The 15557-nt window shown below is 41.1% G+C and carries 11 protein-coding genes and 1 tRNA gene; 8 read left to right on the forward strand and 4 right to left on the reverse strand.

Going from position 1 to position 15557, the window contains the following annotated elements; translation table 11 throughout:
* Positions 1-2: 2 nt before the first annotated feature.
* The 4 genes from BLP33_RS00380 (at position 3) to BLP33_RS00395 (ending at position 9701) form a co-directional block, all read left to right on the forward strand.
* Complete coding sequence (locus BLP33_RS00380; RefSeq protein WP_090523573.1) at positions 3-2198, forward strand: alpha-N-acetylglucosaminidase; 2196 nt, start codon at positions 3-5, stop codon at positions 2196-2198.
* A 65-nt stretch (positions 2199-2263) separates the two neighbouring features.
* Complete coding sequence (locus BLP33_RS00385) at positions 2264-5221, forward strand: beta-galactosidase (protein ID WP_090523575.1); 2958 nt, start codon at positions 2264-2266, stop codon at positions 5219-5221.
* A gap of 13 nt (positions 5222-5234) precedes the next feature.
* Complete coding sequence (locus BLP33_RS00390) at positions 5235-6362, forward strand: acyltransferase family protein (RefSeq protein WP_090523577.1); 1128 nt, start codon at positions 5235-5237, stop codon at positions 6360-6362.
* 105 nt (positions 6363-6467) lie between these two features.
* On the forward strand, positions 6468-9701 hold the full coding sequence (locus BLP33_RS00395) for a GH92 family glycosyl hydrolase (protein WP_139159900.1): 3234 nt from the start codon (positions 6468-6470) through the stop codon (positions 9699-9701).
* Positions 9702-9744: 43 nt separating this feature from the next.
* On the opposite strand, the gene BLP33_RS00400 is transcribed toward BLP33_RS00395, so the two are convergent.
* The 4 genes from BLP33_RS00400 to BLP33_RS00415 form a co-directional block, all read right to left on the reverse strand.
* Positions 9745-10773, reverse strand: coding sequence for a LacI family DNA-binding transcriptional regulator (locus tag BLP33_RS00400; protein ID WP_090523582.1), 1029 nt, complete (start codon positions 10771-10773; stop codon positions 9745-9747).
* A gap of 158 nt (positions 10774-10931) precedes the next feature.
* A tRNA-Lys gene (locus BLP33_RS00405) sits at positions 10932-11004 on the reverse strand.
* A gap of 392 nt (positions 11005-11396) precedes the next feature.
* Positions 11397-12767, reverse strand: coding sequence for a hypothetical protein (locus BLP33_RS00410; RefSeq protein WP_090523584.1), 1371 nt, complete (start codon positions 12765-12767; stop codon positions 11397-11399).
* A 341-nt stretch (positions 12768-13108) separates the two neighbouring features.
* Positions 13109-13444 carry a hypothetical protein gene (locus BLP33_RS00415; protein WP_090523586.1) on the reverse strand — a complete coding sequence of 112 codons (336 nt, stop codon included), beginning with the start codon at positions 13442-13444 and terminating at the stop codon, positions 13109-13111.
* 209 nt (positions 13445-13653) lie between these two features.
* Here BLP33_RS00415 and BLP33_RS00420 point away from each other — a divergent pair, with 209 nt between their 5' ends.
* From BLP33_RS00420 to BLP33_RS00435, 4 genes are all read left to right on the forward strand, one after another.
* The gene (locus BLP33_RS00420; RefSeq protein WP_217633088.1) at positions 13654-13971 is read left to right on the forward strand and encodes a helix-turn-helix domain-containing protein; all 318 of its coding nucleotides are present in this window, start codon (positions 13654-13656) and stop codon (positions 13969-13971) included.
* 3 nt (positions 13972-13974) lie between these two features.
* Positions 13975-14310: a hypothetical protein gene (locus BLP33_RS00425; protein ID WP_090523588.1), complete on the forward strand. Its 336-nt coding sequence runs from the start codon at positions 13975-13977 to the stop codon at positions 14308-14310.
* 193 nt (positions 14311-14503) lie between these two features.
* Positions 14504-15109: a ParA family protein gene (locus BLP33_RS00430; protein ID WP_090523590.1), complete on the forward strand. Its 606-nt coding sequence runs from the start codon at positions 14504-14506 to the stop codon at positions 15107-15109.
* A gap of 68 nt (positions 15110-15177) precedes the next feature.
* Entirely contained in the window at positions 15178-15444 is a 267-nt protein-coding gene (locus tag BLP33_RS00435; RefSeq protein ID WP_090523592.1) for a hypothetical protein, read from the forward strand.
* Positions 15445-15557: the final 113 nt, after the last annotated feature.

A 15557-nucleotide genomic window follows, 5' to 3' on the forward strand; every position in this document is an offset into this window, starting at 1 on the left:
TGATGAGAAAGTGTTTACTTGTTGTTGCTATTATTTCATTGGGTTTTAAAGCCAGTGCCCAGGTTGATCAGAAAGCCTCGTACGATTTTATTGAAAGAGTAATTCCCGGCAAAGGTAATTTGTTTGTTGTTGAGGCTATCCCGCAACAAAACGGCAAAGATGTATTTGAATTGGAAAGCCGTAATGGTAAAATTGTGCTGAGAGGTAATAATGGCCTTTCTATAGCATCAGCACTAAATTACTATCTTAAAAATTATTGCTTTTGCGATATCGGCTGGAATGGCACAAACCTTAATTTGCCTGCTACTTTGCCGTCAGTTAAAGGCCTCATCCATAAAACCACGCCTTACCAATATCGCTACTACTTAAATTACTGCACGTTTAATTACACCATGGCCTGGTGGGATTGGGAACGCTGGCAAAAAGAAATTGACTGGATGGCCCTGAACGGTATCAATATGCCGCTGGCCATAACCGGCGAAGAAGCCGTTTGGCAAACCGTTTACAAAGACATGGGGTTTACTGATAAACAACTATATGAGTTTTTTAGCGGCCCTGCTTATTTTTCATGGTTTTGGATGGGGAACATTGATGCCTGGGGCGGCCCGCTGCCGCAACATTGGATGGACTCGCATAAAGCATTACAAAAAAAGATTTTAGAGCGCGAACGCTCATTTGGGATGACGCCTGTATTGTCGTCATTTACCGGCCATGTGCCGCCATCATTTAAAGATAAATTCCCCGCTGCTAAGGTTAAAAGAACCAACTGGGATGCCGGGTTTCCAGATGTTTTTATACTTGATCCCGACGATCCGATGTTTGAAACCATCGGTAAAAAATATATAGAGGCACAAACAAAAGAGTTCGGTACCGACCACCTGTACTCGGCCGATACTTTTAATGAAAACGTGCCGCCAACAAATGATTCAACCTACCTGGATGGTATGAGTAAGAAAGTATTCAACTCTATGGCTGCTGCCGATCCTAAAGCTATCTGGGTAATGCAGGGTTGGATGTTTCACTATAATAACAAATTCTGGCAGCCGCAACAGATTAAAGCGCTGCTTAACGCTGTGCCAAACGAGCAGATGATCGTGCTTGATTTGTACAGCGATGCCCACCCGGTTTGGAACCGTACGGAAGCTTACTATGGCAAACCATGGATCTGGAGTATGCTCCAAAACTTTGGCGGGAACATCAGCCTGTTTGGTCGTATGCGCCATGTAGCTGCCGATCCGGCCATGGCCCTGCATGATCCTGAATCAAAAAATATGCGTGGTATTGGTGTTACACCCGAAGGTATCGAACAAAACCCTGCGCTGTTTGCACTAATGTTGGAAAACGTTTGGAACGATACCCCGATTGATGCCGATAAATGGGTAGCTAACTATGCGCAGCGCCGTTACGGACAAGCTAACAATCAGGCAGATGAAGCATGGCACATCCTGTTAAATTCGGTGTACTCAGGCGGCCTAACCGAAGGCGGCCCAGAATCGATCATTGTGGCAAGGCCGATAATAAAAAAATATATCGACAGGGTATTGACCAAACTGGATTATGACCCTATGCAATTGGTTAAAGCCTGGACGCTACTCATAAATGCTGCCGACAGCCTAAAACAAAGTGATGGTTTTCAGTATGACCTGGTTGATGTTACCCGGCAGGTGTTGGCCAATTATGCAAGTCCGCTACAGCAGAAAATGGCTCAGGCTTATCAGAATAAGGATCAGCAACAATTTAAATTATATAGCAGCCAATTCCTGGAGCTCATGGATGATATGGACGCGCTGCTAAGCACGCGCAAAGATTTCCTGTTAGGCAAATGGATCAACGAAGCAAGGACTAACGGCGTAACTGATAAGGAGAAAAACCTTTACGAGTTTAACGCCCGCGATTTGGTTACCCTTTGGGGCGATAAAGAAAGCGGTTTGCGCGAATATTCCAATCGCCAATGGGCGGGCTTAATTAAGGAATATTACAAACCACGTTGGGTAATGTACTTTGGGCAGTTGGATAAGTCGTTATCAACCAAAACCGACTTTAATGCCGAAGCCTTTGATAAGCAGGTAAAGGATTGGGAGTGGCAATGGGTAAACAAGCATGATAATGCTTATACCGATACAGCAAAAGGTGATGCCATTGAAAAATCAAAGCAATTGTTTGCGAAGTATAATGCGATGATTTTGGGGACGCGATAAAAAAATATGAAGTTGAAGACTTACGAAGTTTTTAAAACTTCGTAAGTCTGGATTTTTGATGAATCATGAGAATACGCTACGTTATATTTACATTTATTTTACTACTAACCGCTTTTACAGCAGCCCACAGCCAGAGCTCAAACGATCATATTTTTCCAGCCACAGCAGTTGCAAAGCCTTATATTGATTTTGACAGCAAAGGCTTTATTGTTCAGGGTAAACGCACATTTATCGCATCGGCCGGGTTGGAATACGCCCGCATCCCGCATGAACTTTGGTATGATAGATTACTGCGGATAAAACGGGCGGGTTTTAACTGTATAGAGATCTATACCATCTGGAATTTTCATGAAGAGCAGCCCGGTAAATTCAATTTTACCGGCGACCATGACCTTGGTAAATTTCTGGATATAGTTAAGCAACTGGGCTTATATGCCATTGTGCGTGTTGGCCCGTATTATTGTGCCGAATGGGATAATGGCGGTTACCCTATATGGCTTAAATTTAAAAAAGGACTGCTGGTGCGCGAGGACAATAAGCCTTTTGAGCAATATGTAGATCGTTTTTTTGACCATCTATTGCCGGTGGTATTCCAGAGGCAGATCAATAAAGGCGGCGCTGTGATTTTGGTTCAGTTGGAGAATGAGCACCCCAACGGCTGGGGAACAGTAATGCCTGATGGTTACTTTAAACACCTGCAGGCAAAAGCTTTGGATATGGGTATGCAGGTACCATATTTCTTCAGCGGATTACATCACGCCAGCGATCCGGCCGGTGATGGAAAACTGGATGACGATGAGCGGCCAAACCCATGGTTCTCTACCGAATTCTGGGCTGTTTGGTATTCACAATATGGAGCCAAACCCGGTGATGCCGAACTTTACGATAGGCGCACCTGGAAAATCATTGCTCACGGTGGCAACGGCTATAACTACTACATGGCGCACGGTGGTTCAAACTTTGGCTATACCAATAATGATGAGGACGCAGCTTCATACGATTATGGCACTGGTATAGGCCAGGCCGGTGATCTGCGACCAATCTATTACACTTTTAAACGCGCCGCATGGTTCTCCCGCAGTTTTCAGAATGTATTGGAGAACAGCACTAACGCTGCGGAAACATACAAAGGCATTGCCGTTAACACAACGGTTAAAATATCTGCCCGTACAAGCCCGGCAGGTGATCTGATATTCCTGGATAATCCGGGTACATCTAAGGTAAGTTCATCATTAAATATCAAGGGTAACGAGAACCTGTTTGCGGGAAAAAAGATCAGCCTACAGCCCAAAGAGATTTATCCGTTGGTACACAATTATAGGCTTAACGATGAGGTTACGCTTGATTGGGCACTTACCCGCGTGTTTGCTATTGTTAAGCAGGCTAATACCACAACTATAATTGTTGATGCTGAAGTCGGTGAGCCGCTGTTGCTTCGTTTTAATACAAAAGTGAAAGCCTCGTCGGTATTGTCTTCGGTAAAAATCGATAACAATAATGTGCTTATCGATGAGCAAATGCCGGCAATCGCGGAAAAGGTTGTTGAATATAGTTTTAACGTTGGTTCGCAAACTGTAAGGGTTTTAGTCATGAATCGTGCTTTAACCGATAAAACGTGGATTACCGAAAGCGAAGACAAAAACTACATCATCACTGGGTTGAACTATGTTGGTGAGGCATCGGTTAAAAATGGCCAGTTAAAATTAATAGCAGAAACGCCTTTAACCGAGAGCATAATTCAGAAAGCGGTATTATATACTGATCGCAAGGAGATACCATTCAGCCTTGATGCGCAGAAAGGCAATCAGCAGTCAACTATCAGCTTAGCTAACTGGCAATATAAAAACGCAGCCGTTAACGCGGCAACAAATGTAAACACAAGCAGCTGGCTCAAATCAAAGGATCCGAAGCCAATGGGAGCGGATGACGATATAACTGCCGATGCCTGGTATAGGACTATCATAAATATACCATCCAACGGAAAATATACCCTGCAGGTAAAAGGTGGCGGCAGGGGGCAAGCTTTTATTGACGGCAAACCCACGGCTAAATGGAAACTGAATGATAATGAATTAACACTTAACCTTATCAAAGGCAAACATACACTGGCCGTTTTTGCCGCGCACGACGGCAGGGATAAGTTAGCTGCTTATCTTGGGCCGATAGACCAGGTTGACAGCAAAGGCCTTTTCGGCAATGCGCTCATTAAAAAAGGCGGACCGTTCATTTCTGAGCTTGGCGACTGGTATTTTACCAAAGCAAACAAAAAAGACGATGTAAAACAGGGGCCACCGGCATTTGATACATCGGTTTACAAAAAATATAAAATAGGCGCGGATGTTTTTAACCTGAAAGAGGGTTATGCCTGGTTTCACACTACTATTCCTCAGCAGCCGGCGGGGACTTCAAAATTAGCAGTGCTGTTTAAAAGCGTTGACGAAAACGCCACCGTATTTATTAACGGTAAACAAGTAGCCCATCATGACGGCTGGAACCAGCCATTTGAAGTGAACATTACTGATGCAGAAACCTTAAAACACCCGGTTGATCTTACCCTTTTTATTGAAAATTACTCAAATGAAGGGGGCATCGATCAATCTGTAAAAATCAATGCCATAGGTGATGCCACAGCGGTAATCAACTGGCAATTAAAAGGTGGTCCGGGTGATGCGCAAGCTGTTCAGGGCTGGACGAAGCTTGAAGCAGTTAAGCAAGTAAAAAATGGACCAGCCTTTTATCGCACCATTTTCAGTCTGCCATCATCAGCAAGAAGTACATTCATCTGGCGTTTTGATCCCGATGGATTAGGACATGGCTCCGTTTGGGTTAATGGTCACAACTTAGGCAGGTACCCTGAAAAACTGGATATGAAAAGCCTTTATATCCCCGAATGCTGGCTTAAACCGGGTGTAAACCAGGTGGTGGTTTATGACGAAGACGGCAATAGTATCAATAAAACCCGTATTGTGGCCGAAGAAGCCGCAGGCCGGTTAATCAAAGAAATTTCAATACCCCTTAATTAATATAATTGCAAAAATGGCTGCAACAACCGAAAGATTTACCGCGCTCGATGTTTTCCGTGGTATGACCATTTGCTTCATGATCATCGTTAATGCCCCCGGTTCGGGGGCAAACGTATGGTCGCCGCTTGATCATGCATCCTGGATTGGTTTTACACCCACCGATCTCGTTTTTCCATCATTCCTTTTTGCAGTTGGCAACGCGCTTAGTTTCTCTAAAAAGAAATTTGAAACGGATGCCGCTTTTATAGGCAAGATCTTTAAGCGCACGGTGATCATTTTCCTGCTGGGGTATCTGATGTACTGGTTCCCTTTCTTCCATCGTGAAGCGGGTAATTGGGTGTTTAACCCACTAAGCCATACCCGTATCATGGGCGTGTTGCAGCGAATAGCGCTGTGCTACTTTTTTGGCGCACTGATAGTTCATTATTGCTCGCAAAAGACGGCCATCGTTATCTCTGCTGTGCTTTTATTGGGCTACTGGGCATTCCTGATATTTTGCGGCGAACAGGGTAAAGAGTATACCATGCTTGGCAATGCGGGCACCCGATTAGATATTGTGTTAATGGGAAACGATCATTTATATCACGATAAAGGCGGTCCGATAGCTTTTGACCCGGAGGGTTTACTCAGCACCATGACAGCCATTGTGAATGTAATTGGCGGTTATCTGGCCGGAGCGTTTATACAGCGTAAGGGTAAAAACTATGAGTCGGTTGCCCGTTTGTTTATGTGCGGTGTTTTACTGATTGCTATTTCCTTATTCTGGGCGCAATTTTTCCCGGTTGCTAAAAAACTATGGACGAGTTCGTTCACACTGCTTACCATTGGTATCGACCTTTTGTTGTTGGGTTTTATGGTATTTGCCATCGAAATAAAAAAGGTAAAGAGTAGCACAAACTTCTTTCTCATATTCGGGCGCAATTCACTGGCCATATATCTGCTGTCAGAATTGCTGTTAACCGTGTTCCAAACCATTTGGGTAAAACCACAGCTAAGTTTTTACGACTGGATAAACCAAGTGCTTTATCAAAAGATCTTCCCCGGCGCATTTGGTACACTGGTATTTGCACTAGGTTATATGATGCTTTGCTGGCTGGTGGCTTGGGTGCTTGATAAAAAGAAGATCTACATAAAAATATAATATCTACGTAGAGACGCATCACATGCGTCTCCAACCAAAAGGTCAACGTTGTATTATCAGATGCTGAAGACGCATGTGATGCATCTCTACAAAACATAATTTAAATTGAAGTCATTATCCCATATCGTTTTCGCCTTAGCCGCAGTTTTATTGGGCAGCAACCTCTATGCCCAACATACAGACCATCTGCAATATGTTGATCCGTTTATCGGTACATCACTTAGCAATGTGCTTACCAAATGGGGTAATAATGGAGGTTGTTATCCGGGAGCTGTTGCGCCGTCGGGCAGCGTACAACTAAGTCCCGAAACAAGGACTACAGGGACAAGGGGATATAACTACACCGATAGCTCAATTTATTATTTCAGTTGCTTTGGCCACATGAGCGGTTTTCCTGAAGGATCATCAGGCCATTTTTTTGTGATGCCGTTTAGTGGTAGTGAAAGTTTTGAACCGGGAAAGTCAAGCCTGCATTTTTCGCACAAAAAAGAAACTGCCGTACCGGGCTATTATAAAGTGGATTTTGATAACCAGCGGATTACCGCCGAAGCTACAGCTACTACGAGAACTGGCATGTTTCGGTTTATGTTCAATGGAAGCACTAATCCACAAATTTTCGTTGGAAATGCCGGTGAAATCCAGGCGATATCAAGTAAAGTGATCCATACTTCAGTTGCAAACGCTGTGATAAACTTTAGCGAAGGATATACGGAAAAAAAGGAAGTTAAAGGGAGCTGGGTTTTCACTTTCCCGAAGACTAAAGTGATTACTTTGCGCTTAAGTAAATCATCAGTTAGCTATCTCAATGCACAGCATAATATTGATCAGGAAATCGGTAGCTTAACTTTTGATGAGGTTCGCGCGAAAACCGGCGGCGAATGGGCTAAAGTATTATCGGTAGTTGATATAATCGACGGTAACGAGCAAAACAAAACAGTATTTTATACGGCGCTTTACCATTCGCTGTTATTGCCCTGGGTTGTTGATGATGCTGATGGCAATTATCGGGGGAATGATGGCGAGGTTCATCAAAAAACAGGGCAAAATCAGTACGGGGCTTTCTCTCCATGGGATACTTTCCGGTCGCTGCACCCATTACTTACACTGCTTTATCCACAGAAGCAGCAGGATGTGATCTTATCCATGCTTGATGTTTACAAGCAAAGCGGGCATCTGCCAACAGAAAGCATGACGGGCAATCATGCTATTCCTATCATTGTTGACTCATACTTAAAAGGCATTACCGGTTTCGATAAAGAGCTTGCTTACAAGGCTATGAAGAAGGATTTGATTGATGGCCCATTCGTGCAATCGGACATGGAAGTGTACCATCAAAAAGGCTACGTTCCATTCACCAAACCTGAGTCGGTTACCCGCACTGTAGAATATGCTTATGATGATTGGGCTTTATCGCAATTTGCCGAAAAGGCGATGGGAGATAAACAAACCGCTCAATTATTAGCAAACAGGGGATTTAGTTACCGTAATCTTTTAAATAAAGATGAACTCTTTATGCTTCCGCGTAATGGTGATGAGTTTAAACTGCAGCCCGGTACATCAGGATATAAAGAGGGCGATAAATGGGTGTACTCGTACTTTGTACCTCAAAACGGTAAAGACCTTATTAACATGACCGGCGGCAACGAACAATTCTCCGCCCGGCTTGACCCTGCCCTGCGCAATAATGTTATTCTATTTGATAACGAAACTGTTTTCCATTTGCCTTATATGTTCAATCAGGCAGGTAAGCCTCAGTTAACACAAAAATGGGTGAGGGATATTATGCTCAACAGGTTCAGCGCCACACCCGGTGGTTTACCCGGTAATGATGACTTGGGTTCAACATCAAGCTGGTATGTCTTTAGCTCGCTCGGGATATATCCGGTATGTCCTGGTAATCCGCTTTACACTATCGGTGCGCCTTTGTTCAAATCTGTAACGCTTCATTTACCCAATGGCAAAAAGTTCATCATCGGCAGTAATAATTCATCTGAAAAAAATAATTACGTACAGGCTCTGCATGTGAATGGCAAAGCCTGGCAGCAATTGGCCCTGCCACATTCGGTGTTGGTTAACGGTGGTGCAATGACTTTTGATATGGGGAAAGCCCCAGGTAACTGGCCAACCGATAAAGATCCGATTGAGCTATCGGCCACACAAAAAAATACTGCCTTTAGTATAGCGAGTTATTCGGTCGATAAAAAAAATGCAGTGCCTGACGAGCCGCTTGTGATAAGGTTTAAACTTAAAAATACAGGTAGCAAGGGCATTAAAACCATAAAGCTGTTGGTTAACGGAAAGCCATATAGTTATAAAAACTGCCTGGTTGAGCCGGGACAAACTGTTCAGGATTCTATTGAGTTTCGCCTTTACCCTGTGGGAAAAACGGTACTGAAGCTTGATAATACACTACCGTTGATTGTCGAAGTGAATCTGCCTGCAAAACCGCAGGAGCAAGCTTTTAAAATATCGGGGCTGGAAGTAAAACCGATGATCAGGTTGAATGAAAGCCAGGAAATAAAATACCGGATAAAAAATACTGGCGGATTAAAGCAAACCTTTATTATACCTGTAATCCAGAATGATTCGGTTGTTTTTACCGATAATATTAAACTTGATGCCGGTGAAGTTAAAACCATTAGTCATCATATAAAAGCGTCCAAAAACGGATTTGAATATGTGAGGGTCGATACGGCGAAAACTATCTACAAGGTTTATGAAAATGCTACAGAATCATTATTACTTGATTTCGCATCGATAGCCCGTGGTAAGATAGTAGCTGATAGTTCGGGCTTTCATAACAACGGAAATGTTATTTCATCTTCAGTAACAACTACTAATGATAAACTATTATTTAGCGATAGTACTTATTTGGAAGTCCCAAACTCACCATCTTTGGACAATATGGATGAATCCATTACCATGATGGGATGGGTTTACCCGATGGGCAATGAGAAAGGTTTGGTTGATATCATTACCAAAGGCGATAACGATGTATTGCAAATGACCGATAACAGAACCCTGACTTTTTTTGCGGGCGGATGGGGCAGGGGCGACTGTACTGTAAACCTCCCTGCCGACTGGCAACAACACTGGCACCACATTGCGGGCGTGTGCAACGGCAAAAAGCTGTATGTTTATATCGATAGTGTTTTGGCCGGAACCACGCTGTTAGAGGTAACCGCTGATCTGTCGGTAAATAACAAATGGACGTTAGGCCGAAACGAAGAGTTTCCATCGGAACGCGTGTTTCACGGCTTTATGGACAGAGTGAAAGTATTCAAAGCCGCATTATCTGCTGATGATATCAAAAATATAGTGTCGTCAGAAAAAAAGTAAGCTGGTAGTGTCTCCTACGTTTAAGAACGATATATAACAATCTCTAACTGGCTGTTGATGCTCTTGCTATCAATTGCGATGGCATTATCAGTTCCTGCTTGGCTTCATTAAGCCGCCCGGACAAGCGGCCGAAAAGGATTTCCGCTGCTTGCTTTCCCATATCATATGCAGGTTGTAAAATAGTAGTAAGCGATGGATTAAGTATGGCCGCGGTAATTTGATTGGTAAAACAAGCAACTTTTACATCACAAGGGATCTGTAGTTTCAGTTCATCGCAAGCCAGATAAGTTGCGGTAGCCAGCTGTTCAACGGTAGCTATGATACCATCGGGTTTAACGGTTGCCAAATGCGCTTTGATTATATTTACATTTTCGTCGGTATATTTGTTGGAGCAGGTTACTATTCCTGCATCTTTAACTACAAACCCATTGTCAGTTAAAGCGTTGCGATATCCTTGTTCCCGGGCGGTTAAAATAGAAGGATAGCCACTGATGGTAACCAGTGAGATGTTTTTACATCCGGCTTGCAATAAGTGTGTGGCTGCGTTGTAAGCGCTATTATAGTCGTCGGTTACTATTTTATCCGCAGTAATATCCTCGCACACCCTGTCAAAAAAAACTATGGGGATGCCTGTTTCCTGTAATGTTTTAATATGTCCTGTATCCTGGGTGCTGCTGGCTACGGACATAATGAGGCCATCAACGCGTCCGCTGGCCAGGTCATTAAACATGGATGCTTCCCGTTCATAACTGTCATGGGTAAGGTAGATCAGCGCATGGTATTTTTTTGGCGCGACAATACTTTCAATGCCGTTAATGGCCTGGCTAAAAAAGCTGTCGGCAATTTCGGGTATAATGATGGCTATAGTATTGCTGCTTTGTTTGCGGAGACTGCTGGCATAAGCGTTAGGTACGTAATTTAAACGCCTGGCGGCTTCCATTACCCGCAGTTTGGTTTCAGGACTTATATCATAGCTATCGCGCAGCGCTTTGGATATGGTTGCGGTTGAAAGGTTAAGCTCTTTCGCAAGCGTTTTCATATTCACCTTATCGTTCTTATTACCGCCGGTCATTTTTAGTATTGGTTGTGCTTAATTGTGGAGCAATATAACGAAAAAGATGTTCAGTAGTTTCGACGCGACTCAACCTGAACGGAAGAAGGGCGTTTATATGTTAAAACAATGCGGGGTACGGTTTAAATGAGAAAAGGCACAATTTCTTGCGCCTTTTGTGATCCCGCTGGGACTCGAACCCAGGACCCCAACATTAAAAGTGTTATGCTCTACCGGCTGAGCTACGGAATCATTCTTTAAATTTTTCGCTTACTAAGGCGTGGCTGTTTAAAGGCAGCTTTTGTTTTTAAATAAAAAAGCCTCTTTTCAAAGGCTTTGTGATCCCGCTGGGATTATATTTTGAAGGTATAATACCTCTATTTATCAATAAGTTACGACGATGAATTTGTAATGGGTCACCTAAAAGGTCACCGATTTACTTTGTACTTATATGTACTTGTTTGATGTCGTTTAAAGAACTAATTATTATTTACACAAAGATAATAATTTGCTCATTGAGTGCCAATTTTTATCTAAATTCAATTACGTTATAAGCTCATTGGTTTTATCTAATAAATTCATTATGCAATTTTGTAATTACATAAATTTGTAACTGCATATTTTAATAGGAAAATAAATTTTTATCAAATTTTTAACTTTTCGAATAAGATCTTGTTTCGCTTTTGTGCATCGTGTAATACCTTATCAAAAGGCATCACCTCGAAATAGGCAGAATAAAATTTGCTTTTTACCTTAAACCAACCCCTGCCATCCGGCGTTTTATCAAACTCACGCCTTTCTAAAATTTTGAGTAGAGATGGACGTATATCGCATATTATATAAACATAAAAAGGAGTGCGTTTATCAACTTCCACAACTTTGCCATTACGACCAGTTACTTTGCCGTCCAAAAGCAACTCTATATATTTTTCAGATTGCTCAATAGGGTTTTTACTATCATCATAGTCTTTATAATCATCCCTTTCCGGTTTCTTAAATTCTACGATAGTAAACGAATTATGAGGTGCACTTTTAGATTCTGAAAATGCGAAGGCTTCGTTGTAAATTAGCAAATCGCTTCTATCTGAATCTGTAGACGTTACTTGTTGAACGCTATTGAAGGTTTTATCAGAAGATAGAAATGTGTGATATGAGAGCCTTTCATCAATCAACCAAAGATTTTGTTTTTCATACGGTACTTCATCGGATGTTGTCCTAATTGGGAAAAAAACTGAATGAATAAGTTCCTCATTCTCAAATTTTCCTTGCCCATTAGTTTCAATTAACTGTTCTAATAGTTCTATGATAGTTTTTCTATGCACTATATATCGAGCCAAATCTGACTTTCCTATATCATTAAATTCACTTAAAAACTTTTCATATTTTCTTTGATAGTCTTGATGGGTCGTAATATCCTTTTTTTCAGATAGCAGGTTTATTTTTTCCTGCTTTACTTCAAGACGCCAATCTGCTTCTATTTTATATAGTTCGATATCCAGTTCTTCTTTTGTCAAATCGGGAGGCAATTTCTTTACTTCTTCTGATCTATAATGTAACACACTCCTATATTGTGGCAACTCATCATTTATGATAGGTCTGTATGATTCCACCTTCTTATTTCGGACAACACCTAAATATTCTGAAAGAAGTTCCTCAATAGATTGAATGGATGATCTTCTTACCTTTGCTAAGTTTATATCAATTGACTCGGTGTCCTCATCGTCACCATCTGGAAAATTAAATCCTATTCTTTCGGTATCTACATTTTCGTCCAGAATGTCACCTGTAACATGCACTTGATAAAAGAAAGTAGACTCACCGTCATTGATTGGCTTTTTGCCTAAATCAACAAGTTTTGAATATAAACCTTCTATTATAACACTTCTGTTGTGTGCACAAAAATGAATTTTATGGCTTTGGAACTCAGAGGACTTGGTTAAATATATTTTAAATTCTTTATCTCCGATTATGAAACTACTTGATTTAACCTCTGCTTTGAATTCAGTTCGAAACAACGTTTGTAAGTCGATTTGTAAATTATTCTGATTTCTTAAAATAATTTTAGGAACAGTATCGGTTATAAAGTAAAGTTGAAAATGTGCAACAATTTCGCGTGCTATCGTAAAAAGTTCCTTAGGCAGGGATTTTTGATATTCATCCTTAATTCTATTAAGAGTTATTATGGAACCTGAATGTAAACCATTAACAGGAGGATTGCTAAAATTATGAAAACCTTCTTTAGTTGCACGAAAATCAAATTGAATTGATTTAGTGATTTTATTCTCTTGATAAAAGCTTTTAACCTGAAGGTCTTTAAAGGCTTTTAAACAAACAAATCTACCTACGCCTTTACCGCCTATTCTATTTTGTGATCTGTATCTGCTTCAATATAAGCCTTTAAGTTTTCTTCATTTAACCCAATTCCGTTATCCTGCACAATGAAACTATGAATAGGATATATATCAATGTCACTCATGTTTGCGAGTACTTCCGGAGCACCATTCCTTAGGCATTCAATTATGACTTGGCCATCCTCACTTTTTAATCCTGCGTTTTTCTTCGCCTCCTCAATCGAGTGAATCGAGTTACTAATCAATTCAAATAACGGCATCAGTGGCTTCGTTCTTGGAAGCCTTGTGTTTCTAACCTTGTTGGCGATATTTGAAGTTGGAATAAAATTATTTGGTTCCATTATTTTTCAATTGGGCGATAAATTTCACCGTTAGTAAATCTAATAAATTTAGCTGACGGCATTAAAACTAAAGTTGAATTATAATTTAATAACAGCTGCCAAACATATACTGGAGGTGATTTCTCATTAAAAAAAAACACCTATCTCATACATGAGGTGTGAAAAATATTTTTTTTTCCTTTTCAGCTTTGTTCCATAAAATATTGATTATGGAAAAAGCTATTTCACATTTCGATAAACACGGGAAGATGTTCCGCGACCAACTGATTACGGTTGGTGACCTATTAGAATTTAAAGACTTACTGTTATCTGATATAAAATCTATGCTTAAAGACCAGGTTAGCGGTAAAACCAAAAAATGGTTAAAAGCTATGGAGGTTCGCAAGATGCTCAATATATCTCATGGAAAGCTTCAGGCCCTGCGGGATAACGGTAAAATCCCATTTACAAAATTGGGAAAGGTCACTTATTACGATGCCGATAAAATAGAGGGCCTGATGGAAACAGCGACCGTCGTTAAATTCTAAGCGATGCAAAAGCGTAGAGTTAAACGACGAATCATTGAAAAGCAGAAATCAGTTGAAGTTTTTGATGACATTTTGGCTGAAAACACAAACCAAGGGATGGGTCATCAAATACCGCCACTTGTCGGCTATGTGATAATTTATTTCTGTCAACAAAATATGGCTGTTGGTGATGCTCAAAGTTTCTTTCAACATTATGAAAATTTGGATTGGAAGACGGTGACCGGCAGGCCACAAAAAAACTGGAAAGTTTTGGCAAAGGACTGGATTTATAATGCTGTTCAGCAGACCAAATTTTTGGAACGTCAGGAGGCCAAGCGCGTAGCGTTCCCTGGTACATAATTATAGATTTCTGTATTTGCAGCTTTATGTAATTATAGAATTATGCAAGTAAAGAAAGCTGTAATTATAAAAATACAGCTTTACAGCAAAATGTATTTATAGAGCTCTGCAATTGAAGAGATATGTATTTAAAGATTTACAGCATTCTGCAATTACAGCATTATGTATTTATAACAATTTAGAATTACATAATATGGGAAAGATCATCACGGTGGCCCACCAAAAAGGGGGCGTAGGAAAAAGTACACTTGCCATGAATTTAGCGGTATGTTTTCAGGATCAGCTAAACGTTGCTTTGGTTGATACGGATTTACAGGGTAGCCTCCTTCAGATCAAAGAGGAACTGCCTGGACTGGCAGTTGTAGGTAACGAACGATTGCAGGAAATCGAAAGGTTGGATTACGATCTGATTATAGTCGATACACCGCCATATTTGTCGAACAAACTGCCGGAACTATTCAGTCTTTCGGATTATATCTTAATACCTACCAAAGCAGGTTTTTTTGATGTCATGGCTATTCGGTCAACTATTGCATTAGTAAAGGATGCTCAGGTTAAAAAGCCTGCGATACAAGCCGGCATCGTAATGAATATGATTAAACCCCGGTCAGGTATAACTAAAGAGGTGAGCAGCCTTTTGGAAAGCATGGAAACCCCTGTTTTGGCAACTATGATTCATGACCGGGTAAGCATTGCCAGGTCTTCCATTACCGCTGGGGTACTGCACGGAAGCGATAACAAAGCCATAGAAGAAATAACCTCTTTAGCAGAGGAGATAGTTAATCGCATAAGTGCATAATTACATAAATACAGATTTATGTAACCGTCAAAATCGCTCGTGCAACGACGTAACTAATAAAGTTTACTATGACAGATTATAAAGACAAGTTGGGTGGGTTAGCAGACAAACTTAAAAAGGACACCCCAAAAACGCCTATTCAGGAAGTTCACCCAGTTAAGCAAAGCACCGCAGTTAAGGAGGACGAAGCACAGTTAAATGTATGGATTCCAAAGACGCTTTTAAAGCGTATGAAATCTTACGGAGTACAGTACGATACTTCTTTAAAGGACATAAGCATCGATGCTTTAAAATTCTTCCTTGATACCAAATTGAAGAAGTCGACGGCAGGATAAAAGTCTTAGTGATTGCTGGAAGATTTAAGAAGTTTAAAGGGATGAGATTGCCTCTTAATAGCAATCAGCAAGATAAACGTTTGTCGGACAAACGGATCTTGCCCCTACCTTCC

Origin of the sequence: Mucilaginibacter sp. NFR10, assembly GCF_900100445.1 — a bacterium.
Taxonomy (GTDB): domain Bacteria; phylum Bacteroidota; class Bacteroidia; order Sphingobacteriales; family Sphingobacteriaceae; genus Mucilaginibacter; species Mucilaginibacter rubeus.